24 protein-coding genes and 1 riboswitch are annotated in these 21,397 nt (G+C 68.3%); of the genes, 12 read left to right on the plus strand and 12 right to left on the minus strand.

Going from position 1 to position 21,397, the window contains the following annotated elements; genetic code table 11:
* Window positions 1-41 precede the first annotated feature (41 nt).
* The 9 genes from ABC419_RS05590 to ABC419_RS05630 all read left to right on the plus strand — a co-directional run bounded on the left by ABC419_RS05590 (window position 42) and on the right by ABC419_RS05630 (window position 6,218).
* A complete protein-coding gene (locus tag ABC419_RS05590) occupies window positions 42-833 on the plus strand; it encodes an SPOR domain-containing protein (RefSeq protein ID WP_412876074.1) in 792 nt (263 codons plus the stop codon).
* A gap of 14 nt (window positions 834-847) precedes the next feature.
* Window positions 848-1,897: a beta-N-acetylhexosaminidase gene (nagZ, locus tag ABC419_RS05595; RefSeq protein ID WP_412876073.1), complete on the plus strand. Its 1,050-nt coding sequence runs from the start codon at window positions 848-850 to the stop codon at window positions 1,895-1,897.
* Window positions 1,898-1,914: 17 nt separating this feature from the next.
* On the plus strand, window positions 1,915-2,739 hold the full coding sequence (locus tag ABC419_RS05600; protein WP_003163745.1) for a segregation and condensation protein A: 825 nt from the start codon (window positions 1,915-1,917) through the stop codon (window positions 2,737-2,739).
* Complete coding sequence (gene scpB / locus ABC419_RS05605; RefSeq protein WP_412876072.1) at window positions 2,736-3,416, plus strand: SMC-Scp complex subunit ScpB; 681 nt, start codon at window positions 2,736-2,738, stop codon at window positions 3,414-3,416. The genes ABC419_RS05600 and scpB overlap by 4 nt, the downstream gene beginning before the upstream one ends.
* Window positions 3,417-3,570: 154 nt before the next feature.
* Window positions 3,571-3,936 carry an AtpZ/AtpI family protein gene (locus ABC419_RS05610; RefSeq protein WP_087140841.1) on the plus strand — a complete coding sequence of 122 codons (366 nt, stop codon included), beginning with the start codon at window positions 3,571-3,573 and terminating at the stop codon, window positions 3,934-3,936.
* 14 nt (window positions 3,937-3,950) lie between these two features.
* Window positions 3,951-4,736 carry a F0F1 ATP synthase subunit A gene (locus ABC419_RS05615; protein WP_046651757.1) on the plus strand — a complete coding sequence of 262 codons (786 nt, stop codon included), beginning with the start codon at window positions 3,951-3,953 and terminating at the stop codon, window positions 4,734-4,736.
* Between the two features lie 59 nt (window positions 4,737-4,795).
* Window positions 4,796-5,020 (plus strand): F0F1 ATP synthase subunit C, encoded by a 225-nt coding sequence (locus ABC419_RS05620; RefSeq protein WP_046651755.1) that lies wholly within the window; start codon window positions 4,796-4,798, stop codon window positions 5,018-5,020.
* Window positions 5,021-5,094: 74 nt separating this feature from the next.
* Window positions 5,095-5,700: a F0F1 ATP synthase subunit B family protein gene (locus tag ABC419_RS05625; protein ID WP_412878087.1), complete on the plus strand. Its 606-nt coding sequence runs from the start codon at window positions 5,095-5,097 to the stop codon at window positions 5,698-5,700.
* Window positions 5,701-5,702: 2 nt separating this feature from the next.
* Window positions 5,703-6,218 (plus strand): F0F1 ATP synthase subunit B, encoded by a 516-nt coding sequence (locus ABC419_RS05630; RefSeq protein WP_200168116.1) that lies wholly within the window; start codon window positions 5,703-5,705, stop codon window positions 6,216-6,218.
* A gap of 93 nt (window positions 6,219-6,311) precedes the next feature.
* Here the strand turns inward: ABC419_RS05630 and ABC419_RS05635 are convergent, their stop codons facing one another.
* The 6 genes from ABC419_RS05635 to gcvT all read right to left on the minus strand — a co-directional run bounded on the left by ABC419_RS05635 (window position 6,312) and on the right by gcvT (window position 12,031).
* The gene (locus ABC419_RS05635) at window positions 6,312-6,782 is read right to left on the minus strand and encodes a DUF6789 family protein (RefSeq protein WP_289647752.1); all 471 of its coding nucleotides are present in this window, start codon (window positions 6,780-6,782) and stop codon (window positions 6,312-6,314) included.
* 118 nt (window positions 6,783-6,900) lie between these two features.
* Window positions 6,901-7,305 (minus strand): PGPGW domain-containing protein, encoded by a 405-nt coding sequence (locus tag ABC419_RS05640; RefSeq protein WP_412876070.1) that lies wholly within the window; start codon window positions 7,303-7,305, stop codon window positions 6,901-6,903.
* Window positions 7,306-7,478: 173 nt separating this feature from the next.
* Window positions 7,479-9,056, minus strand: a complete 1,578-nt coding sequence (gene gcvPB / locus ABC419_RS05645; RefSeq protein ID WP_412876069.1) for an aminomethyl-transferring glycine dehydrogenase subunit GcvPB — start codon at window positions 9,054-9,056, stop codon at window positions 7,479-7,481.
* 15 nt (window positions 9,057-9,071) lie between these two features.
* Window positions 9,072-10,418, minus strand: coding sequence for an aminomethyl-transferring glycine dehydrogenase subunit GcvPA (gcvPA, locus tag ABC419_RS05650; protein ID WP_412876068.1), 1,347 nt, complete (start codon window positions 10,416-10,418; stop codon window positions 9,072-9,074).
* Window positions 10,419-10,538: 120 nt separating this feature from the next.
* Window positions 10,539-10,904 carry a glycine cleavage system protein GcvH gene (gene gcvH / locus ABC419_RS05655; RefSeq protein WP_123155206.1) on the minus strand — a complete coding sequence of 122 codons (366 nt, stop codon included), beginning with the start codon at window positions 10,902-10,904 and terminating at the stop codon, window positions 10,539-10,541.
* Window positions 10,905-10,918: 14 nt separating this feature from the next.
* Window positions 10,919-12,031 carry a glycine cleavage system aminomethyltransferase GcvT gene (gcvT, locus tag ABC419_RS05660; protein ID WP_412876067.1) on the minus strand — a complete coding sequence of 371 codons (1,113 nt, stop codon included), beginning with the start codon at window positions 12,029-12,031 and terminating at the stop codon, window positions 10,919-10,921.
* Window positions 12,032-12,195: 164 nt separating this feature from the next.
* Window positions 12,196-12,292, minus strand: a riboswitch (glycine riboswitch).
* A 115-nt stretch (window positions 12,293-12,407) separates the two neighbouring features.
* On the opposite strand from gcvT, the gene ABC419_RS05665 reads away from it, so the two are divergent.
* A complete protein-coding gene (locus ABC419_RS05665; RefSeq protein WP_412876066.1) occupies window positions 12,408-13,376 on the plus strand; it encodes a class 1 fructose-bisphosphatase in 969 nt (322 codons plus the stop codon).
* A 4-nt stretch (window positions 13,377-13,380) separates the two neighbouring features.
* Window positions 13,381-14,019, plus strand: coding sequence for a bifunctional nicotinamidase/pyrazinamidase (gene pncA, locus ABC419_RS05670; protein ID WP_412876065.1), 639 nt, complete (start codon window positions 13,381-13,383; stop codon window positions 14,017-14,019).
* Here the strand turns inward: pncA and ABC419_RS05675 are convergent.
* The 4 genes from ABC419_RS05675 to ABC419_RS05690 all read right to left on the minus strand — a co-directional run bounded on the left by ABC419_RS05675 (window position 14,010) and on the right by ABC419_RS05690 (window position 19,011).
* Window positions 14,010-15,311 carry a Y-family DNA polymerase gene (locus tag ABC419_RS05675; protein ID WP_412876064.1) on the minus strand — a complete coding sequence of 434 codons (1,302 nt, stop codon included), beginning with the start codon at window positions 15,309-15,311 and terminating at the stop codon, window positions 14,010-14,012. The genes pncA and ABC419_RS05675 overlap by 10 nt on opposite strands.
* A 211-nt stretch (window positions 15,312-15,522) precedes the next feature.
* Window positions 15,523-16,533, minus strand: coding sequence for an adenosine deaminase (locus ABC419_RS05680; protein ID WP_412876063.1), 1,011 nt, complete (start codon window positions 16,531-16,533; stop codon window positions 15,523-15,525).
* A 39-nt stretch (window positions 16,534-16,572) separates the two neighbouring features.
* Window positions 16,573-18,372: an arginine--tRNA ligase gene (argS, locus tag ABC419_RS05685; protein WP_412876062.1), complete on the minus strand. Its 1,800-nt coding sequence runs from the start codon at window positions 18,370-18,372 to the stop codon at window positions 16,573-16,575.
* Between the two features lie 3 nt (window positions 18,373-18,375).
* Window positions 18,376-19,011, minus strand: coding sequence for a Tat pathway signal sequence domain protein (locus ABC419_RS05690; RefSeq protein ID WP_412876061.1), 636 nt, complete (start codon window positions 19,009-19,011; stop codon window positions 18,376-18,378).
* A 159-nt stretch (window positions 19,012-19,170) separates the two neighbouring features.
* Here ABC419_RS05690 and ispH point away from each other — a divergent pair, with 159 nt between their 5' ends.
* A complete protein-coding gene (gene ispH / locus ABC419_RS05695) occupies window positions 19,171-20,142 on the plus strand; it encodes a 4-hydroxy-3-methylbut-2-enyl diphosphate reductase (RefSeq protein WP_412876060.1) in 972 nt (323 codons plus the stop codon).
* 70 nt (window positions 20,143-20,212) lie between these two features.
* On the opposite strand, the gene ABC419_RS05700 is transcribed toward ispH, so the two are convergent.
* Together ABC419_RS05700 and lspA are read right to left on the minus strand one after the other, a co-directional pair.
* Window positions 20,213-20,779, minus strand: a complete 567-nt coding sequence (locus ABC419_RS05700) for a DUF3035 domain-containing protein (protein WP_200168078.1) — start codon at window positions 20,777-20,779, stop codon at window positions 20,213-20,215.
* A 68-nt stretch (window positions 20,780-20,847) separates the two neighbouring features.
* Window positions 20,848-21,375 (minus strand): signal peptidase II, encoded by a 528-nt coding sequence (lspA, locus tag ABC419_RS05705; RefSeq protein WP_412876059.1) that lies wholly within the window; start codon window positions 21,373-21,375, stop codon window positions 20,848-20,850.
* Window positions 21,376-21,397 lie beyond the last annotated feature (22 nt).

Genomic DNA, 21,397 nt, shown 5'->3' on the forward strand with positions numbered 1-21,397 from the left:
CGATTCGCGCGCGTGTCCCACGACCATCAAGGCGCGACCCAATGTCCTACGACGACGATCACCGAGGCAACCCTAACGCCGGCCCCGACCGGGGCGCCTATACGCCGCCGACCGACGACGACCTGCCCTTCACGCGCGGCGGCTATGACCCGCGCCGGGCCCCGGCCGCCAAATCGCCGCCGATCACCCTGATCATCAGCGCCATCGTCCTGCTGCTGCTGATCGTGGCGGTGGTGGTCTTCTATCGCTCGGGCGTGCGCTCCTCGACGGACGCGCCGCCTGCCGTCGGCACGCCGGTCGAGAGCATGAAGGTCGAGGCCCCGCTGGACGCCCAGCCGGTCGACCCGGAAGCCGACATCCGCGTCTATCGCGACGGCGGCGCCTCGACCGACGCCGCGCCGACCTTTACCCCCGGCCCGGAAGAGGTGCTGCCGCGCCCCGCGCCGACGACCCCGGCCGCGCCGGTCGAATCCTCGACCCTGCCGCCCGCCGCGCCTGCACCGGCGACCAAGGCTCCGGCCGCGCCTGCGCCCGCAACCCCCGCTCCGGCGACGAAAGCCCCGGCTCCCGCGCCCGCTCCGGCCGCGACGGGCGGATCGTCAGGCGTGCAGATCGGCGCCTTCTCCTCGACCGCCATCGCCGACCGTGAATACGCCGCCGTCGCCGCCCGCTTCGGCCAGTACGCCTCGGGCGCCGAGAAGCGCGTGCAGGAAGTCACCGCCGCCAACGGCTCGACCGTCTATCGCACCACCTTCACCGGCATGAGCCGTGACCGAGCCGTCGCCTTCTGCAATGCGCTGAAGGCCGCGGGCCGCGACTGCATCGTCCGTTAGGGATCGCGCGCAACATGACCTCCGCCGCCATCTACGGCTGTTCCGGCCACCGGCTGACGGCGGAGGAACGCGCCTTCTACGCCGAGGCCAAGCCCTGGGGTTTCATCCTGTTCCGCCGCAATGTGGACAGCCCCGAACAGGTCAAGGCGCTGGTCTCCGAACTGCGCGACAGCGTGGGCCGCGACGACGCGCCCGTTTTGATCGATCAGGAAGGCGGCCGGGTCCAGCGCCTCGGCCCGCCGCACTGGCCGAAATATCCGCCCGGCGCCGCCTATCTGAAGGCGACCAATGATCCGGCGGCGGCGCGCGAACTGGTGCGTCTGGGCGCGCGCCTGATCGCCCATGACCTGCGCGAGCTGGGCATCACCGTCGACTGCGTGCCGGTGCTGGACGTGCCGGTGCCGGGCGCCCACGACATCATCGGCGACCGCGCCTATGCCCAGGATCCCGCGACCGTGACCCAACTGGGCCGGGCCGCCGCCGAGGGTCTGCTGGCGGGGGGCGTCCTGCCGATCATCAAGCACATTCCCGGCCACGGCCGCGCCTTCTCGGACAGCCACCACGACCTGCCGGTGGTCGAGACGGCGATCGAGGAGTTGGACGCCTGGGACTTCGCGCCGTTCAAGGCGCTGTCGGACATGCCGATGGCGATGACGGCGCACGTCGTCTTCACCGCCGTCGACGCCAAGCGCCCGGCCACGACGTCGAAGAAGGCGATCCGCCTGATGCGCGAGCGGCTGGGCTTCTCCGGCCTGATCCTGTCGGACGATCTGTCGATGCAGGCCCTGTCGGGCACCCTGACCGAGCGGGCCGAACAGTCGCTGAAGGCGGGCTGCGACGTGGTGCTTCACTGCAACGGCGACCTGAAGGAGATGGCCGAGGTCGCCGCTGGAACGAAGAAGCTGAAGGGCGAGGCCAAGCGCCGCGCCGAGGCCGCGCTGAGCCGCATCGTCCGCGCGCCTGAGCCGCTGGACGCCGCCGAAGGCCGCGCCCGGCTGGAGGCGGCGCTGAACGGCCGCTTCGACGCCGCCAAGGGGCCGGATGTCGGCGAGGCTCAAGCCTAGATGGCGGGGGAGGGCGCATGAGCGAGGCCTTCCAGCCGAATCTCGACTTCACCGCCGTCGAGCAGGTCGAGGCGCAGGAGGCCTTCGTCGTCGATCTGGAGGGCTATGAAGGCCCGCTGCACGTCCTTCTGGCCCTGGCGCGGACGCAGAAGGTGGACCTGCTGAAGCTGTCCATCACCCGTCTGGCCGAACAGTATCTGGCCTTCGTGCATGAGGCGCGGCGGCGCAATTTCGCGCTGGCGGCCGACTATCTGGTGATGGCGTCGTGGCTGGCCTATCTGAAGTCGCGCCTGCTGATCCCGCGCAACGAGAAGGACAAGCCGGAGGAGCCGCCGGCCGAGGAGATCGCCGCCGCCCTGGCCTTCCGCCTGCAGAAGCTGGAGGCCATGCGCACGGCGGTGGAGGCCATCACCGGCCGCCCGCAACTGAAGCGCGATGTCTTCACGCGCGGCGACCCGCAGGCGACGGTCATCATCCCGTCGGACCGGGTGGACGCCAGCCTCTATGAACTGATGAGCGCCTATGTCGCCCAGCGCCGCCGTGAGGAGCGCCGCAAATACGCCCCCGGCCAGCGGGTCGAGGCCTTCCAGCTGGAGGCCGCGCGCGACTGGCTGCGCGAGATCATGCCGCGTCTGGCCGAATGGACGCCGCTGGAGCGCGTGGCGCCCCAGAAGCCGGAGGGGCAGGAAGGCCCCAGCCAGGCCAGCTATACCGCCTCCACCCTGTCGGCCAGTCTGGAACTGGTGAAGGAGGGCGGCATGGACATCCGGCAGGAGCGGCCATTCGACGCGGTGTGGCTGAAGCGCAGAGGGCTGGGCCAGCCGCTGGAGCTGACGCCGTGAGTCTCGACTTCACCCCGGACCACCTCGAGATCGAACGCCGGGTCGAGGCCCTGCTGTTCGCCGCCGCCGCGCCGCTGTCGCTGGCCGAGATCGCGCGCCGTTTGCCGCAGGGCGCCGACGTCGGCGGGGCGCTGACCGCGCTTCAGGAACGCTATCAGGGACGCGGGGTCGAACTGGACTGCGTGGCCGAACGCTGGCGGTTCCGCACTGCGCCCGACCTCGGCTTCCTGATGACCGAGGAGCGCGAGGAGCCGCGCCGCCTGTCCAAGGCCGCGCTCGAGACCCTGGCCATCATCGCCTACCACCAGCCCTGCACCCGCGCCGAAGTCGAGAGCGTGCGCGGCGTCTCCTTGTCCAAGGGCACGCTGGACCTGCTGCTGGAGATGGACTTCGTGCGCCTGCGCGGGCGTCGTCGTACGCCGGGCCGGCCCGTCACCTACGCCACGACCGACCGCTTTTTGGAGCATTTCAGCCTGGCCGGCCTCTACGATCTTCCGGGCGTGCAGGAGATGAAGGCGGCGGGCCTGCTGGACCTGTCCATGCCGGTCGGTTTCGAGGTGCCGGACCCCTCGCGCGCTGGGGATGACGAGGGCGAGGATCTGCTGACCGGGCTGGACGACGGCGCGCCGGAATTCGCCCAGGATTTCGTCAGCGAGGACGAAGAGTCGCAACCTTAGCCGGGACGGAACGTCGCGCCCCCAAGAAGTGTCGGAAAGTCATGGACTTAAGTCCAAGGCGCGCCGCCTTGACCTGAAGCCGTCTCGCCTATAGGTTCCGCGCCGAAATTCAGACCCGTTTCGGCCCTGCGCCGGACGCTGAGCGAACAGGCCCATGTCCCCGACGAAGGAATCGCGCGAAGAGGCGATCAAACGCCTCCACGAAAGCGCATCCGCATTGGAGGCGAAGGCCCAGGCCGGGCAATCGGCCGAGTTCGCCGCACACGCGGTCACGGGCCAGGCCTATAAGATCATCGCCGAGCTTCTCGGCGGTGTTTTCGTTGGTTTGGCTATCGGTTTCGGGGTGGACCGGTTCTTTGGAACCTCGCCCTGGGGCCTTCTGGTCGGAGTTCTTCTGGGCTTCGCACTGGCGATCTACATGGCGCGTCGCACAGCCAACCGGCTGATGGCGCAGGCCAAGGCGGCGGGTGTGACGGGTGAAGCCGTTCCCTACGTCGAGGCCGGCGAAAAAGAAGACTAAGGAGCGAGAGGCCCGTGGCCGATCCGATTCACCAGTTTCAGGTTACGCCTCTGGCGGATTTCGGCAGCGTCACGCTTCCGTTGGTCGGCGAGGTCAGCCTGGCCTTCACCAATTCGCACCTGGCGATGACCATCGCCTTCGGCATGGCCGTGCTGTTCCTGACCGTGGCCACCTCGGGCGCTAAGGTGGTGCCGGGCCGGATGCAGGCGGCGGGCGAGACCCTGTTCGGCATGATCGACAACCTGGCCGCGTCCACGATCGGCCATGAGTCGCGCAAGTATTTCCCCTTCGTCTTCACCCTGTTCATGTTCATCCTGATGATGAACCTGCTGGGCATGTTCCTGACCTTTACCGCCACCTCGCAACTGGCCGTGACGGCCACCCTGGGCGTGCTGACCTTCCTGGTCGTGGTCGGCGTCGGCATCGCCAAGAACGGCTTGGGCTTCTTCGGCCTGTTCTGGCCGACCAGCGCGCCGCTGGTGCTGCGCCCGGTCGTCGGCCTGATCGAGTTCTTCTCCTTCCTGCTGCGCCCCTTCACCCTGGCCCTGCGTCTGTTCGGCAACCTGCTGGGCGGCCACCTAGCGCTGAAGATCTTCGCCGGCTTCGTGGTGTCCCTGGGCGCCCTGGCCGTCGCCGGCGGCGTGGGCCTGTTCGCTCTTCCGGTCGCCGCCCTGTCGCTGGGCATGGTGATCGCCCTGACCGCTTTCGAGTTCCTGGTGGCCTTCCTCCAGGCGTTCGTCTTCGCCGTTCTGACCTGCATCTACCTCAATGATGTGGTCAACCTGGGCCATGGCCACTAAGGCTGCGGACCAGTAAGTAAGCCCACCCTCCAAACGCTCCAAGAATTAGGAATATCATCATGGAAGCTGAAGCCGCCAAGTTCATCGGCGCCGGTATCGCCACCATCGGTATGGTCGGTTCGGCTCTGGCCGTCGGCAACATCTTCGGCCAGTTCCTGGCCGGCGCCCTGCGCAACCCGGCTGCCGCCGCTTCGCAAGTCGGCAACCTGTTCGTGGGCGCCGCCCTCGCCGAAGCCCTGGGCATCCTGGCCTTCGTGCTCGGCATCCTGATCTGGCTCGGCTAATACCGAACCCCTGATCTGCGGCGGCGCGCCCATCAGCGGCTGCGCCGCCGCATTTGCTTTCACGACGGATCATTATGGCAGCCACTCCCTCAGCTCCGCCGCCGGTCTTGCCGGTGGAACAGGCCGTTGAATACGCGGCCGAAACCGGGCACGTGCCCGCCAACGCGGCTGCCGCCGCCGCCGAGCATGACGCTGGCGGACTGCCGCAGTTCGAGTTCCAGCACTGGGCCGGGCAGGTCGTTTACCTGCTGATCCTGTTCGTCATCCTGTACCTGCTCATCGCCAAGATCTTCGCGCCGCGCCTGCGCCGCGTGATCGACGAGCGGGCCGACACCATTTCCACGGCCGTCGCCACGGCGCGCTCGGTCCAGACCGAGGCCGCCGCCCAGGCCGACGCCGCCCGCGCCGAGGTCCAGAAGGCCCGCGCCGACGCCCGCGCCGCCTCGATCGCCGCCAAGGCTCGCGTGACCGCTGAAATCCAGGCCCGTCAGGCCGAGGACGAAGCCGCCGTCGCCGCCCGCATCGCCACGGCCGAAGCCGGCATCGCCGCCACTCGCGACGCTGCGCTGGCCCACGCCGGCGCCATCGCCGCCGACACCACTCGCGCCATCGTCGAGCGTCTGACGGGCCAGGCCCCCAGCGCCGATGAAGCCGCCGCCGCCGTCAAGGGAGCCGCCTGATCATGCCCGCCTTCCTGCACGGCAGTTTCTACGACCTGTCCAACGCCGAACTCTGGGTCGGCGTCGGCCTGCTGATCTTCTTCGGCATCCTGGTCCTGGCCAAGGTTCCGCGCATGGTCGCGGGCGCCCTGGACGGCAAGGCCGCCAAGATCCAATCCGAACTGGACGAAGCCGCCCGCCTGCGCGCCGAAGCCGAAGCCATGCTGGCCCAGATCCGTCAGGAGAAGGCCGAGGCTGAAGCCCAGGCCGCCGACCTGCTGGCCACGGCCGAAGCGGACGCCAAGCGTCTGGAAGCCGACGCCAAGGCGCGTATCGAGGAATCGACCGCCCGCCGTCAGGCCCTGGCCGAGCGTCGCATCGCCCAGGCCGAGGCCGAGGCCACGCAAGAGGTCAAGGCCGCGGCCGCCGACCTGGCCGCCAAGGCCGCGCAACAGATCCTGGCCGCCCGCATCGCTGGCGCCAAGACGGACGCTTTGATTGATCAGGCCATCGCTCAGATCGGCGGCAAGCTGAACTGATCGCGTTCAGCCGTGCTGAAAAACATCAGGCCCCGCCGGCGACGGCGGGGCCTTTTGCTTTGTCCGGATCCGGTTGTCGGGATGGCGGACGGATCAATGCGCCGGCGCTGCGCCGATCGGGGCGGAGCCGCGCTTCTCACGCTCGACCAGTCGAGCGTAGATGTTGCCCATCACGGCGCCGAAGACCATGTGGAGCGCCAGCATCCAGCCGATGGTGCCGAAGCCGGACGAGCCTGTGAAGGTCCGATAGTCGCCGACCATGGTGATCAGCAGCATCATGCCGACCCAGGCGCCTACGGCGAAGGCGATGCCCTTGGTGATGGGCGTGCGGGTCGGAAGCCGCGGATAGGCGACGCCGAACAACGACCCCAGCACGAAGGTGCCGATCACCAGATGCAGGGCCCATCCGGCCGCCATGTTTCCTGGCATGCCGAACAACTGGGCGACGATCCCCGGAAAGGGATCGAACATATGGTTGAGGAACAGATTGGCGAGCTCAAGCACGGAAACCGCGACGGTAGCGACGAAGCCGGCGATGATTCCCTTTTTTACGCGTGACATCATGTGAACAGCGCCTCCCAACGCTATCAACTTCGAGACTACGCAAGGGGGAGCATACGCCGTTCCAGGCGGAAACGGCGTGAACGTCGTTCACATTCCTGTGTTTGCCTTAGCTTGGCCTTTATCGCCGGAAGGCGCGCCAGGCGCGGCGCAGACGCCGACGGAAGCGCGCCAGGGGGCGACGACGGCGGCGCAGCACCATCTTTTCGGCGCGCAGGGTCTGCTGCCAGAAGACCGGGGCGATCTCGGGTTTTTTGCGCATCAGACGGCGGAAGGGATAGATCCATTTCGGCCGTGCGCGCTGGGCGCGGATGAACTGCCGCTTGGCCCACCAGGAGTTGCGCAGGACGATGACGAGGCCGAGCGCGATGACGGGCACGCCGCCGGGGCCGGGCAGGGGCGCGATCAATATGCCCAGCAGGATGATGACGAAACCCACGGCCATCAACGCCAGACGACGCAGACGCCGCGCCAGCCCCGGACGGGGCGGCGGAGGCGGGCGCAGCGATGGCAGGACCAGGGTCACGGGGCGGCGTCTCGAACAAGGGTTCGGCCAGGGAGGGCCGACAATCAGTAAACGCACGAGACAAGGCCGAAAGGCGGCGTCGCCATGACGCTTTCGTAAGTCGGCCCCGAAATGCAGAACGCCGTGTCCCGAAAGACACGGCGTTCTCTATGTTCAGGCCTGTTCCGACCGGGTCAGCCGGCGCGGTTGGAGCCTTCCGGCGCGGCCCAGCGCAGACGCGGCGAGCGCGCGGCGCGGGTCTCGTCCAGACGCCGCAGGGGCGCATGGAAGGGCGCGCCCTTGAAGCGTTCGACGTCGCCGGCCTTGGCGGCGCCCGCCAGCAGGCGCATGGCGTGGATGAAGCGGTCCAGCTCGGCCTTGGACTCCGTCTCGGTCGGCTCGATCAGCATGGCGCCGTGGACGACCAGCGGGAAATACATGGTCATCGGGTGGAAGCCCTCGTCGATCATCGCCTTGGCGAAGTCGAGCGTGGTGACGTCCGTGCCCTTCAGCCATTCGTCGTCGAACAGGGCCTCGTGCATGCAGGGGCCGTCGGGGAAGGCCGGGCTCATCAGGTCTTCCAGACGGGCCTTGATGTAGTTGGCGTTCAGCACGGCGTCCTCGGCCACCTGACGCAGACCGTCGGAGCCGTGGGACATCATGTAGCTGAGGGCGCGCACATACATGCCCATCTGGCCCTGGAAGGCGCACAGGCGGCCGAAGGCCTGTTCGGCCTCGTCTTCCTCACGCTCGACCAGTTTGTAGCCGTCGCCGGTGTTCACCACCCACGGGGCGGGCGCGAACGGGGCCAGGGCCTCCGACAGCACGACCGGACCGGCGCCCGGACCGCCGCCGCCGTGCGGCGTTGAGAAGGTCTTGTGCAGGTTGATGTGCATGGCGTCGACGCCCAGGTCGCCCGGGCGCACCCGGCCGACGATGGCGTTGAAGTTGGCGCCGTCGCAATAGAAGTAGGCGCCCGCCTCGTGCGTCAGGCGGCTGATCTCCAGGATGTCGCGCTCGAACAGGCCGCAGGTGTTCGGGTTCGTCACCATGATGGCGGCCACGTCCGGGCCCAGCTTGGACGCCAGATCGGCCACGTCGACGCGGCCGTCGTCGGTCTGGGCCACTTCGACCACCGAATAGCCGACGAAGGCGGCCGTGGCCGGGTTGGTGCCGTGGGCCGAGGTCGGGACCAGCACCTTGCGGCGCTGCTCATGCTCGCCCTTGGCTTCGTGGGCGGCGCGGATGGCCATCAGGCCGCACAGTTCGCCGTGGGCACCCGCCTTGGGCGACAGGGCCACCGCAGGCATCCCGGTCAGCGTTGTCAGCCAGTGGGCCAGCTGGTCCATCAGCTCCAGCGCGCCCTGCACCGTTGACTGCGGCTGCAGCGGGTGGATGTCCGAGAAGCCCGGCAGGCGCGCCATCTTCTCGTTCAGGCGCGGGTTGTGCTTCATCGTGCACGAGCCCAGCGGATAAAGGGCCAGGTCGATGGCGTGGTTCTTCTGGCTCAGGCGCACATAGTGGCGCATGGCCTCGGGCTCGGACAGGCCGGGCAGGCCGATCGGATCTTTGCGGACCAGATCGCCCAGGTCCGAGCCGTTGCCGGCGGGCTTGGGCAGGTCGACGCCGGTCTTGCCCCAGCCTTCGCCTTCAAAGATCAGCGGCTCGTCCTGCAGCAGGCCGCGCCCGCCGGTCAGGGTGGCGGGCTTGTAGGACGCGTCCGAGGCGGCGTTCGGGGCGGTCGGGCGGCCGACAGTGTTCATCGTGCTCATGGTTCCAATCTCCCCTTAGGCGGCCAGAACCTTGGCGAGCGCACCCGCCAGGATCCTGATGTCGGCGTCCAGCGTCGTCTCGGTGGCGGCGACCAGCAGCACGTCGTCCAGGCCCGCATCCGGGTTCAGGCGGCTGTAGGGCACGCCGCACAGGACGCCGTTGTCGGCCATCGTCTGAACCACCTCAGCGGCGTTCTTCGGCAGCTTGACCGCGAACTCGTTGAAGAAGCGCGGGGTCAGCACCTCGACGCCCGGAATGGCGGCGAGCGCGTCGCGCGCGGCGAGCGCCTTCTCGTGGTTCAGCAAGGCCAGCTGGCGCAGGCCCGTCTCGCCCAGCAGGCTCATGTGGATGCTGAACGCCAGGCAGCACAGGCCCGAGTTGGTGCAGATGTTCGACGTGGCCTTGTCGCGGCGGATGTGCTGCTCGCGCGTCGACAGCGTCAGGACGAAGCCGCGCTTGCCCTCGGCGTCCACCGTCTCGCCGCAATAGCGGCCGGGCGTCTGGCGCAGCAGCTTCTCGCGGGTGGCGAACAGGCCGATGTAGGGGCCGCCGAAGTTCAGGGCGTTGCCGATCGACTGGCCCTCGGCCGCGACGATGTCGGCGCCCATTTCGCCGGGCGATTTCAGCAGGCCCATCGACACGGCTTCCGTCACCACGACGATCAGCAGGGCGCCGGCGGCGTGGGCGGCCTCGGCGATCCTGGTCACGTCCGTGGCGGTGCCGAAGACGTTGGGGGTCTGGACGACGACGCAGGCCGTGTCCTTGTCGATGGCGGCGATGACGGCGTCTTCGGCGTCGACGGCGGCGGTCAGGGCCTCGGTTTCGACGCCGACGGCGTGGACCACGGTTTCGGTCGCCTTGACGTAGTGGGGATGCACGCCGCCCGAGATGACGGCCTTGTTGCGGCGGGTCACGCGGGAGGCCATCAGCACGCCCTCGGCCATGGCGGTCGAGCCGTCATAGAGCGAGGCGTTGGCGACTTCCATGCCGGTCAGGTTCGCGACCTGGGTCTGGAACTCGTACAGGTACTGCAGCGTGCCCTGGGCGATTTCCGGCTGGTAGGGGGTGTAGCTGGTCAGGAACTCCGACCGCTGGATCACATGGTCCACGGTAGCCGGGATGTGGTGCTTATAGGCCCCGGCGCCGCAGAAGAAGGGTGCGGTTCCCGCCGTGGCGTTCTTGCTCGCCATGGCCGAGAGGGCGCGTTCGACCTCCAGTTCGCCCGCCACGCGGGGCAGGTCGACGAAGCCGTCGCGGCGCGCGGCCTGCGGCACGTCGATGAACAGGTCGTCGATGGATTTGGCGCCGATGGCGGCCAGCATGGCCTCACGGTCGTCGGGCGTCAGGGGGAGGTAGCGCATTACAAGTCCTCGGCGGCATCCCGGAGGTCGCGCGGGCGACGCTCCGGGAGCGCTTCAAGCGGCGGGGAATCCGGCGATCCCGGATCGGCGCGCCGCGCCGTCCGGGGACGACGGCGGGTCTTAGAGGGTGGTCAGATAGGCGTCGTAGGCGGCCTGATCCATCAGGCCGTCCAGCACAGAGGCGTCGGACACCTTGATCTTGGCGAACCAGCCTTCGCCTTCGGGATCGGCGTTGACGGTTTCCGGGGCGTCGGCCAGGGCGGCGTTGCCCTCGATCACTTCGCCGGCGATGGGGGCGTAGACGTCCGAGGCGGCCTTGACCGATTCCACGACGGCGAAGCTGTCGCCGACCGAGACGGTCTTGCCCGCTTCCGGCGTCTCGACGAACACCACGTCGCCCAGGGCGTCAGCGGCGTGCTTGGAGATGCCGACCGTGGCGACGTCGCCGTCCAGGCGAACCCACTCGTGATCCTTGGTGAACTTCATGTACTGACCCCTCTTCAGGCCTTGGGTTTGCGATAATAGCGGGTCGCCACGAAAGGCGTGGCGATGACTTCGGCGGCGGCGGGACGGCCGCGCACCAGAACCTTCAGGGTCGTGCCCAGCTCGGCGAAGGCCGGCGGCACATAGCCCATGGCGATGTTGTGACCCAGCGTCGGCGAGGGGCCGCCCGAGGTGATCTTGCCGATCACGGCGCCGTCGGCGTCGGCGATCTCAGCGCCTTCGCGGGCGGGGGCGCCTTCCTTGACGTGCAGGCCGACGCGGACGCGAGCCGGGCCGTCCGCCAGTTGTTTCAGGATGACGTCAGCCCCGGCGAAGTCGGCGCGTTCCTTGCGCGACTTGGACAGGGCGAAGGTCAGGGCGGCCTCGACCGGGGTGGTCTCGGCGTCGATGTCGTGGCCGTGCAGCGGCAGGCCGGCTTCCAGACGCAAGCTGTCGCGTGCGCCCAGGCCGACCGGCTTCACGCGGGCGTCGGTCAGCAGCAGGTTCCACACGCGCTCTGCGGCGGCGGCCGGAACCGAAATCTCATAGCCGTCCTCGCCGGTGTAGCCCGAGCGCGAGACGATGCAGTCCTCGTCGAACAGACGGATGGTGCGGCAGTCCATGAAACCCATCTCGCCCAGCGCGGGTTCGTGCTGGGCCATGACTTCGGCGGCTTCCGGCCCCTGGATAGCCAGCAGGGCGCGGTCCAGCACCTCCAGCTTGGCGTCGCCCGACAGATTGGCGTTCAGGAAGGCGAAGTCGGCGTCCTTGTTGCCCGCGTTGACGACGACATAGAGGCCGTCCTCGAACGGCTTGCCCGCCATCAGGTCGTCCATGATCCCGCCCTGGCCGTTCAGCAGCAGGGAGTATTTCTGCTTGCCGGGCTTCACGATCGCATAGTCGCCGGGCACGAAGCGCTCGAACTGGGCGATGGCGTCGGCGCCGGTGATGCGCGCCTGGCCCATGTGGGAGACATCGAACAGGCCGGCGTGCTCGCGGGTCCAGCGGTGCTCGGCCAGAACGCCTTCATACTGGACCGGCATGTCATAGCCGCCGAAGCCGACCATGCGGGCGCCAAGCGCGCGATGCGCGGCGTTGAGGGGGGTAGTCTTAAGGGCCTGATCGCTCATGGCGTCGCCTCCGGGTCGCGGGTTGCGGCGATAGCTCCGCCGTCGTCGCGCCCCCGCTGTCCTGAAGCCTGAGAGATTCCGACCGTTCCCTCCCAAGGGGCGGCCTTGCTCCGTCGGCGCGCCCTCGGATTCTTGACGATCCTTCGGCGACTTTCCAGCGTCCGTGCGCTTTCGCGGTCCTTTTGCCTGAGCGTTTCCGGGGCGGTTGCGCCTTCGGCTCCGGGCGCCGCGAACGGACCCGATCTCTCCCGCGAGAGCGTTCGACCTAAGGCCCCGACTCCGGCGCGAAGTCAAGCGGCGCCGGACTTGCCGCCGACGATCTGAACGGCCATGAGGGGGCGGAACCGCGCTTCGCCCACAGGATTTCAAGGACGTCATGACCGCCCGCACCGATCTCGCCGCCCACCTCGCCTCCCTCGACCTGCCGCAGGGACTGGTCGCGACGCTGACGACGGCGGCCGCCGCCTGCGTCGAGATCCGTCAGGTGGTGGCGGGCGGCGCCCTGGTCGGCGCCCTGGGGGCGTCGGGCGCCGTCAATGTGCAGGACGAAGAACAGAAGAAGCTGGACGTCATCGCCGACGACCTGCTGACCGACGCCCTGCTGGCCTGTCCGGCCGTGGCGGGCGTGGCGTCCGAGGAAAAGGACACGATGCAGCCCTCCACCAACCCGGCGGGCGAATATCTGGTGCTGTTCGACCCGCTGGACGGCTCGTCCAACATCGACATCAATGCGCCGGTCGGCACCATCGTTTCGGTGCTGAAGGCGCCGCCGGCCCAGCCGACCGAGGCCGACTTCCTGCAGTCGGGCCGTCAGCAGGTCGCCGCGCTCTACGCCGTCTACGCCGGTCAGGCCATGCTGGTGCTGACGACGGGCAAGGGGGTGGCGGGTTTCACCCTGGCGCCCGACGGCCGCTGGCTGATGACGCATGAGGACGTGCGCATCCCGGTCGATACGAAAGAGTTCGCCATCAACATGTCGAACCAGCGCCACTGGGCCGAGAGCGTCCAGCGCTACGTCGACGGCTGCCTGAAGGGCGCCGACGGCCCGCGCGGCAAGAATTTCAACATGCGCTGGGTCGCCGCCATGGTGGCCGACGTGCACCGCATCCTGATGCGCGGCGGCGTCTTCCTCTATCCGTGGGACAAGCGCGAGCCGAACAAGCCGGGCAAGCTGCGCCTGATGTATGAGGGCAACCCCATGTCCTTCCTGGTCGAACAGGCGGGCGGCAAGTCCACCACGGACGGCAAGCAGGCCATCATGGACGTGACCCCCACCGAATTGCACCAGCGGGTGCCGGTCGTCCTCGGCTCGGCCAACGAAGTCGACCAGATCGCGGCGGCCTGAGGCCATGCAGATCGCCGCCACTGACGCCCTTCTGGTCATCGACGTCCAGAACGATTTCTGTGAGGGCGGCGCCCTGGCGGTGCAGGGCGGGGCGGCGATCATGCCCCTGATCAACGGGCTGGCTGAGCGGTTCAGCACCGTCATCGCCACCCAGGACTGGCACACGCCGGATCAGATCAGCTTCGCCTCCAACCACGCAGGCAAGGAGCCCTTCACGCAGATCGAGGTCGCCTACGGCCCCCAGATGCTGTGGCCGGATCACTGCGTGCAGGGGACGCCGGGTGCGGACTTCCACCCCGACGCAGCGCCTGCCGTGACCAGGGCGCGGGCCGTGGTCCGCAAGGGCTACAGCCCGGCGGTCGACAGCTATTCGGGCTTCTATGAGAACGACCACAGGACGGCGACGGGGCTGGCGGGCCTGCTGCGCGATCTGGGCGTGAAGCGGCTGTTCCTGTGCGGTCTGGCCTATGACTACTGCGTCCGCTTCACCGCCGAGGATGCGGTGCGCGAAGGCTTCGAGGCCGTGGTCATCGCGGACGCCTGCCGCGCCATCGCCCCGGACACGGCCGCCGCCGCCAAGGCCAGCTTCAGCGCGCTGAAGATCGCCGAGATCGCGGCTGCAGACCTGATTTCTCACTCATAGAAATCCGCCTCGTCGGGGATGCGGGTGAAGGCGATCTTGGCGCCGATATAGTCGGGCAGGCCCGCCTTGGGGCCGATGCTGACCGTGTCCTTGCCATAGCGTTTGTTCAGCGCATCCAGCGCCTGCGACAGGCGTAAGGACGGCGCGTCGCCGCCCTGATCCGGGCCGATGTCGAACAGATCGGCCTCAAAGGCGTCGCGCGCCTTCAGGCCGTGGACGCCGACGCCGACATAGCTCAGCCGTCCGGCCTCCAGCTCCGGCTCGACCCGGCGCCACAGCGCGTCTAACGCGGCTAGCAGGGCGAAGGTGTCCTGCGTCGGGGCGACGGCGCGGGTCAGGCCCGTCGTGTCCCAGCCGCGCTTGGCGCCCTTCGGCCCCATGTCGAGATGCAGGCTGATCCCGGCGCCGGTCAGCCGCATCCGCCGCAGTCGCGCCCCGCATTTGACCATCAGGCGCCGCGCCACCGCCCGCGCCTTGTCCGGGTTGCGCATCGCCTGGGCCAGGACGTGGCTGTGGCTGATTGAGGCGGGGGGCTTTTCCGGCGTCGGCTCGCTGTCGAGGCCGTGCAGGCCACGCCAGATACGCTCGCCCTCGATGCTGTTCCAGACCGCGCGCGCCTCCTTTGCCGACATATTCCACAGGCCCGCCGTGTCCGTGACGCCCGCTGCGGCCAGCCTTTGCTGCATGCGCGAGCCGACACCCGGATACTGCGACAGCGGCAGGTGCAGGATGGCGCCGGGCAGTTCATGGGCGCGCAATATGGTCAGCCCGGCGGGCTTCTTCATGCCGCAGGCCGTCTTGGCCAGAAACCGTGAAGGCGCCAGCCCGATGGAGGACCGCAGGCACTCGCCCACATTCTCCATGATCCCCGCCTGAATGCGCCGGGCCAGGGCGACGGCGTTCGCCTCGCGCCGCTCCGGCCCGATCAGTTCGCACGAGCATTCGTCGATGGAGCCGACCTTCCACACCGGCACGTGCTGATCGATCTCATGCATAATCTGTTTGTGGACCTGAACGTAGAGGTCGGGCCGCGCCTCGGCGACGATCAGGTCGGGGCACAGGCGGCGCGCCTCGGCCACCTGCATCCCGGTGCGGACGCCGAAGGCCTTGCTCTCATAGCTGGCGGCGATGGCGCCGGAGTATTCGCTCTCGACGGGGCGGACGATGACCGGCTTGCCGCGCCAGTCGGGGTTCTGCTGCTGCTCGACGCTGGCGAAGAAGGCGTTCAGGTCGATGAACAGCCAGCGTAGGCCTGCGGCGTCTTCATCAGGCTGTCGGCCGGGGTGTTCCATGACGTGAACATATCAGGAACATTGTGCGTGTGGGAGTCGGATGTCGGATGACCGGCCTGCTCCCCACTGCCGTCATCCTCGGGCTTGACCCGAGGATCCAGCCAGGCCGACAGCCACGGTATGAAACACTGGCACCTGCACGGATCCGGCCGGAACGGTTCTGGATCCTCGGGTCAAGCCCGAGGATGACGGCGAAGAGGGGGAGGGCGGCTCAGTTCGCCGCCGCGTAGGCCTCCACCTCGGCGATCCGCGCGGCCTTGTCGGCGTCGCTGAGGAAGCTGCCCTCGAAGCTGTTCTTGGCGAGTTGCACCACCTGTTCGCGCGTCAGGCCGACCGCCTCGGCTAACTGGCTGTAGTTGGCGTTCACATAGCCGCCGAAATAGGACGGGTCGTCCGAGTTCAGAGTGACGTGCAGGCCGCGGCGCAGCATCTCGGGGACCGGGTGGTCCTTCAGATCCTTGACCACGCACAGCTTCAGGTTCGACAGCGGGCAGACCGTCAGCGTCATCTGTTCGGCGGCCAGACGGGCGATCAGGGCCTCGTCCTCCATCGAGCGGTTGCCGTGGTCCATGCGGTCGATGTGCAGCAGGTCCAGTGCTTCGCGGACGTATTCGGGCGGGCCTTCCTCGCCGGCGTGGGCGCACAGCTTAAGGCCTAAGTCGCGGGCGGCGGCGAAGACGCGCTGGAACTTCGACGGCGGGTGGCCGACCTCCGACGAATCCAGTCCGACGCCGATGAAGTGATGCAGATACGGCTTGGCCATTTCCAGAGTGGCGAAGGCTTCGTCCTCGCTGAGGTGGCGCAGGAAGCTGAGGATCAGGCCCGACGTCACGCCCAGGTCCGCCTTGGCCCGGTCCATGCCCGCGATCAGGCCCTCGACGACAACGGCAAAGGGCACGCCCCGGTCGGTGTGGGTCTGGGGGTCGAAGAAGATCTCGGCGTGGCGGACGTTGTCGGCGGCGGAGCGCTGGAAATAGGCGAAGGCCAGATCCTCGAAATCCTGACGGGTCAGCAGCACGGCCGCGCCCGCGTAATAGATGTCGAGGAAGTCCTGCAGGTTCGAGAAGTCATAGGCCGCGCGCACGGCCTCGACGCTGTCATAGGGGATGGCGACGCCGTTGCGCTGCGCCAGCTCGAACATCAGTTCGGGCTCGAGCGAGCCCTCGATGTGCAGGTGCAGTTCGGCCTTGGGCAGGCCGGCGATGAAGGCGTCGAGGGACATGAGGGGAGGCTCCTTGGCGGTCGCCTCCCCCTTATCACATTACATCCGCTCGGGGGTCTCGATGCCCAGCAGGCGCAGCGCCGTCTCCAGCTGGTGCAGGGTCGCGGCGGCCAGGGCCAGGCGCGAGCCCTTGGTCGCGGCGTCCGGCGCCACCAGGATCGGGCAGGCGGCGTAGAATTTCGAGAAACTCTGCGCCAGCCGATAGGCGTGCTCGGCGATCAGGTTGGGCGAGCGCTTGTCATAGGCGTCGGCCGTGGCCGCGTCAAAGGCGTCCAGTGTCAGGGCCAGGTCGCGTTCGGCGGCTTCCTCGATGACGATGGGGGCCAGGGCCACGCCCTGTTCCGCCGCCTTGCGCAGCAGGGATTTCACCCGCACGGCCTGATACAGCAGATAGGGGCCGGTCTTGCCCTCGAAGCTCATGAAGCGGTCGAGGTCGAAGACGTAGCTGGTCGTGCGGTTGTTCGACAGGTCCGAGAACTTCAGCGCGGCGACCGCCACCTTGTGGGCGATGTCCTCGAACTCTTCGGCGGGCAGGTCGTCGCCCAGCTTGGCCTCGTGCAGACGCTCGCGCGCCTTTTCCGTCGCCTGATCGATCAGGTCGCGCAGCTTCAGCACGCCGCCCGCGCGCGTCTTGAACGGCTTGCCGTCCGCGCCGTTCATGGTGCCGAAGCCGAGGTGCTCCAGCGACTTCTCGGGCGCGTATCCGGCCAGATAGGCGGCGCGGAAGACCTGTTCGAAATGCTCGGCCTGACGCTCGTCGACGACGTAGAGGATCAGGTCCGGCGCAATCGACTTCTTGCGGTCCAGGATCGTCGCCAGGTCGGTCGTGCCGTACATGGCTGAGCCTTCGGAGCTGATGACCAGCAGGGGCGGAGGCGACGGGGCCTCGATCACCGAGCCGTCGGCCAGCTTCTTCTTGCGGGTCTCGCCGTCGCGGGCGACGTGGACCACCTGGGCGCCGTCGTCCTCGACCAACAGGCCCTTGGCCTTCAGGTCGGCGATCATCTCGTCCATCAGGGGGTCGGCGTCACTTTCGCCGTTCCACAGGTCGAAGTCGACCGATAGGTCGTCATATTCGCGCTTCAGCGCCTCGCGGCTGACGGCGACGAAGTGGCGCCACAGGGCGCGATAGCCGGGGCGGCCGCCCTGCAGTTCGGCCGTCGCCTTGCGGGCGCGGTCGCGGAAGGCGGGGTCTTCCTTGGCCTTGCCCGCCGCCAGCGGATAGAGGCGGTCCAGATCAGCCAGAGTCACCGGCGTCTCGGCCGGGAAGGGGCCGTCGCCTTCGGCCATGAAGGCGTCGGCCAGACCTTCGTCGCCGCAGGCGGTGATCAGCAGGCCCATCTGGAAACCCCAGTCGCCGAAGTGGGCGTCGCCGGTCACGTGGTCGCCGCGCAGGCGGAACAGCCGCTTCAGGCTCTCGCCGATGATGGCGCTGCGCAAATGGCCGACGTGCATCGGCTTGGCCACGTTCGGGCCGCCGTAGTCGATGACCACCTTGCGCGGTTCGACGCGCGAGGCGCCGGCCAGTTCCTTGTCCGCCGCGACCTCGGCTGCGCGCTGGGCCAGGGCCGCATTCGACAGCTTCATGTTGATGAAGCCGGGACCGGCGACCTCGACCGACGATAGGCGCGGATCGGCGGCCAGACGCTCGGCCACCTTGGCGGCCAGTTCGCGCGGATTGGCCTTCAGCGCCTTGGCGGCGGCCAGGGCGCCGTTCGACTGGAAGTCGGCCAGATCGGGACGGTCGGACGCGGTGATGCGGGCCAGGGCCTCGTCCACGCCTTCGGCGGCGAAGGCGGACCCGACCGCTTCGCTGAGAGAAGTCTTGAGGTCGGTCATGTCTTAGTTGGTCTGCTGGCCCGAAGTCGGGCGGAATCGGCTGCCGGATCGGTTGAACTCGGCCATCTGCGGCGTGACGTCGAAGCCGATCAGGACTTCGAAATTGCCGCCGCTGGTGGTGGCCTCGGCGCGCGGGATGACGATGGTCTGGCTGGCTTCGGCCTGGGTGCGATCGGCGCCGCCGAAGGTCACGGGCAGGTCGAAATATTCCTTGGCCAGGACCGCCGAGTTCCGCTCGGTCACGGCGATCCAGTAACGATAGGTGCGGGCGTCGCCCTGCGCCTGCGGACCCTTGCCCAGGCTGAACAGCAGGTTCATGTCCAGGCGGATGGGGTCGTCTTCACGATAGACGCAGTCGGAACTGACGCCCTCGATCTCGCCGGTAAAGCCCACGCCGTTGGCCGAGGGGCGCTCATAGTCCGACAGTTCGACGTAGCGGGCCGCGTCGTAGAGAATCTTCACGAAGGGGCAGGGGCCGGCGTTGGCGCGACGGCTCAGCGGCGCGATGCGCGCGGGACGTGCGGGGGCCTTTTCGGCCTGCTGGCCTTGTTGCGGGCGTCCGCTTTGCGCCTCAGCGGCTTGGGGGATCAGCGCGGCCGTGACAGAGAAGGCGGCGAGGGCGGTCAGGACGCGACGCATCAGGAGCTTTCCGGCAGTCGATGGGGGCGCGGACGATCAAACATCCGATCGAACCACGCTGGGTGGTGATAGCGGCTAAAGAGAGGCGCGGCAAACGGCCTGCGCATCCTTGGGTGATGAAGGTGGCGACGACGCCTGCGAAGGACTAGGTTCCGGCTCATGAACGCGCCCGTGCCGACTTCCGATTTTCAACGCCGCCCCCTGTCCATTCGCATGGCGACGCCGCGCGGCTTCTGCGCCGGGGTGGACCGGGCCATCCAGATCGTCGAACGCGCGATCGAGAAATACGGCGCGCCCGTCTATGTGCGCCACGAGATCGTCCACAACCGTCACGTCGTCGACCGATTGAAGGGGCTGGGGGCTGTCTTCGTCAAGGATCTGGACGAGTGTCCAGACGACCGGCCGGTGGTCTTTTCGGCCCACGGCGTGCCCAAGTCGGTGCCCGCGACGGCCCGCTCGCGCGAGATGCTGTTCCTGGACGCGACCTGCCCTCTGGTGTCCAAGGTCCACGTCGAGGCGGAGCGCAACTTCGCGGCGGGCCGCCACGTCATCCTGATCGGCCACGCGGGCCATCCCGAGGTCGTCGGCACCATGGGCCAGTTGCCCGCCGGCGCCATCAGCCTGGTCGAGACGGTCGAGGATGCTGAGGCGTTTCAGCGTCCTGGCGACCAGCCGCTGGCCTACGCCACCCAGACCACTCTGTCGGTGGACGACACGGCCGAGATCCTGGCGGCGCTGAAGCGGCGCTTCCCCGAACTGCCCGACCCGCACAAGGAAGATATCTGCTACGCCACCACCAATCGGCAGGAAGCGGTGAAGCGTCTGGGCGAGGGATGCGATCTGGTGCTGGTGGTGGGGTCCAAGAACTCGTCCAACTCGGCGCGGCTGGTTGATGTGGCTCTGCGCGCCGGCGCCAGGTACGCGCGTCTGGTGGATGACGCCGGCGATCTGGACTGGGCCTGGTTCGAAGGAGTCGCGGACGTGGGACTGACGGCTGGAGCCTCGGCGCCCGAACCGCTGGTGCAAGGCGTTATCGCCGCGCTTGAACAGCGATTCGACGTGACCGTGACGGAAGACGACGGCGCCCGCGAGACCGTGACCTTCAAGCTGCCTCGCGTCTTGACGACCTGATCCGGGCACAGAAGAAGGGCGCGTCCGTCGAAACGAACGCGCCCTTGAACATGCGGAATGTTCGGTAGCCTTACAGGCCTGGCAGCTTGAAGCGGGTGTCGCGGCGCGGCGCGATGGTGATGCCTTCGCGGCCGCCTGTCAGGGCCTGCAGACGCTCATGTTCGGTCGAGGCGTCGATGGTCCGGGCGCCTTCGCCGGTCTGGGCCACGGTTGCAACCTGGCTGGCGGCGTCGTCCTTGCGCCAGAACATGATTCGATTGGCCCAGCTTTCTTCCTTGTGGGCGATGTTGCCGAACTCGTCATCGACAACATAGCGGGCTAGGGGGTCGGCGCGATCGGCGCCGGCCTGGGCGGTCAGCGCCTGCTCGCCGGCGGTGCGGGTCACGGCCTGGCGCTGGCCCAGCAGAATCTGACGCGCGGCGCTTTCAGGGGCCAGCTCCTGCGGGCGCGGGGCGCCCGGTGAAGGCGGGGTCAGGCCGTATTCCGGCGGCACCACCAGCGGGGCGCTGGCCACGGTGACGAATTCGTCCGGCACGACCTTGGACAGGCCGACGCTCTGCTTCATCGATCCGCAGGCGCTCAGGCTGAGGGCCGCGCCGGCGGCCAGGGTCACGATCAGGACAGGACGGTTACGCATGGGTCGTTCGGCTCCGGGAGGCGCGCCGCACGGGCGCAGGCTCGGGTCGATAAGTTAAGTGGGTGTGATTACGACTTTTCGTGGGCCGCGCCAACTGTCGAACGGCGCTCGAACAGGAAGCTGTCCAGGATCAGCAGGACGACGCCGACGGTGATGCCGCTGTCGGCGATGTTGAAGATCCAGGGGAACAGGCCCGTGCCGGAAAAGTCGAGGAAGTCGACCACGCCGCCGAAGCGAATGCGGTCGATGACGTTGCCGATGGCGCCGCCCATGACCAGGCCGATGGCCGCGACCAGCAGACGGCGGTCCGCCCGCGTCGCCCACCAGGCCAGAAGCCCAGCCACGACGACGGAGAAGACGCTCAGGATCCAGCGCCCGGCGCCGCCGCCGAACAGGCCGAAGCTGACCCCGGTGTTCAGCACATAGGTCAGGTTGAACACCGGCGGCGCCACCTCGGCGATGCGGAAGCCGTCGGGAATGTAGGTGATGTGTTCCGCGCCGATGGCGCTCAGCACCCAGGCCTTGGTCAGCTGGTCCAGCACGATGACGGCGAGGGCGATCAGATAGGCGCCCAGGGCGAGACGGGAAATCTTCATGCCGAGCGGGTTAGCAGGAAGA

The sequence above is a fragment of the Brevundimonas phoenicis genome (assembly GCF_047237745.1).
Classification (GTDB): domain Bacteria; phylum Pseudomonadota; class Alphaproteobacteria; order Caulobacterales; family Caulobacteraceae; genus Brevundimonas.

Excerpts from the sequence above, each read along its gene's own strand:
- ABC419_RS05590 (WP_412876074.1), top strand. The coding sequence starts at position 42 with ATGTCCTACGACGACGATCACCGAGGCAACCCTAACGCCGGCCCCGAC.
- nagZ (WP_412876073.1), top strand. The coding sequence starts at position 848 with ATGACCTCCGCCGCCATCTACGGCTGTTCCGGCCACCGGCTGACGGCG.
- ABC419_RS05600 (WP_003163745.1), top strand. The coding sequence starts at position 1,915 with ATGAGCGAGGCCTTCCAGCCGAATCTCGACTTCACCGCCGTCGAGCAG.
- ABC419_RS05610 (WP_087140841.1), top strand. The coding sequence starts at position 3,571 with ATGTCCCCGACGAAGGAATCGCGCGAAGAGGCGATCAAACGCCTCCAC.
- ABC419_RS05620 (WP_046651755.1), top strand. The coding sequence starts at position 4,796 with ATGGAAGCTGAAGCCGCCAAGTTCATCGGCGCCGGTATCGCCACCATC.
- ABC419_RS05625 (WP_412878087.1), top strand. The coding sequence starts at position 5,095 with ATGGCAGCCACTCCCTCAGCTCCGCCGCCGGTCTTGCCGGTGGAACAG.
- ABC419_RS05630 (WP_200168116.1), top strand. The coding sequence starts at position 5,703 with ATGCCCGCCTTCCTGCACGGCAGTTTCTACGACCTGTCCAACGCCGAA.
- ABC419_RS05635 (WP_289647752.1), bottom strand. The coding sequence starts at position 6,782 with ATGATGTCACGCGTAAAAAAGGGAATCATCGCCGGCTTCGTCGCTACC.
- gcvPB (WP_412876069.1), bottom strand. The coding sequence starts at position 9,056 with ATGAGCACGATGAACACTGTCGGCCGCCCGACCGCCCCGAACGCCGCC.
- gcvPA (WP_412876068.1), bottom strand. The coding sequence starts at position 10,418 with ATGCGCTACCTCCCCCTGACGCCCGACGACCGTGAGGCCATGCTGGCC.
- gcvH (WP_123155206.1), bottom strand. The coding sequence starts at position 10,904 with ATGAAGTTCACCAAGGATCACGAGTGGGTTCGCCTGGACGGCGACGTC.
- gcvT (WP_412876067.1), bottom strand. The coding sequence starts at position 12,031 with ATGAGCGATCAGGCCCTTAAGACTACCCCCCTCAACGCCGCGCATCGC.
- ABC419_RS05665 (WP_412876066.1), top strand. The coding sequence starts at position 12,408 with ATGACCGCCCGCACCGATCTCGCCGCCCACCTCGCCTCCCTCGACCTG.
- pncA (WP_412876065.1), top strand. The coding sequence starts at position 13,381 with ATGCAGATCGCCGCCACTGACGCCCTTCTGGTCATCGACGTCCAGAAC.
- ABC419_RS05675 (WP_412876064.1), bottom strand. The coding sequence starts at position 15,311 with ATGGAACACCCCGGCCGACAGCCTGATGAAGACGCCGCAGGCCTACGC.
- ABC419_RS05680 (WP_412876063.1), bottom strand. The coding sequence starts at position 16,533 with ATGTCCCTCGACGCCTTCATCGCCGGCCTGCCCAAGGCCGAACTGCAC.
- argS (WP_412876062.1), bottom strand. The coding sequence starts at position 18,372 with ATGACCGACCTCAAGACTTCTCTCAGCGAAGCGGTCGGGTCCGCCTTC.
- ABC419_RS05690 (WP_412876061.1), bottom strand. The coding sequence starts at position 19,011 with ATGCGTCGCGTCCTGACCGCCCTCGCCGCCTTCTCTGTCACGGCCGCG.
- ispH (WP_412876060.1), top strand. The coding sequence starts at position 19,171 with ATGAACGCGCCCGTGCCGACTTCCGATTTTCAACGCCGCCCCCTGTCC.
- ABC419_RS05700 (WP_200168078.1), bottom strand. The coding sequence starts at position 20,779 with ATGCGTAACCGTCCTGTCCTGATCGTGACCCTGGCCGCCGGCGCGGCC.
- lspA (WP_412876059.1), bottom strand. The coding sequence starts at position 21,375 with ATGAAGATTTCCCGTCTCGCCCTGGGCGCCTATCTGATCGCCCTCGCC.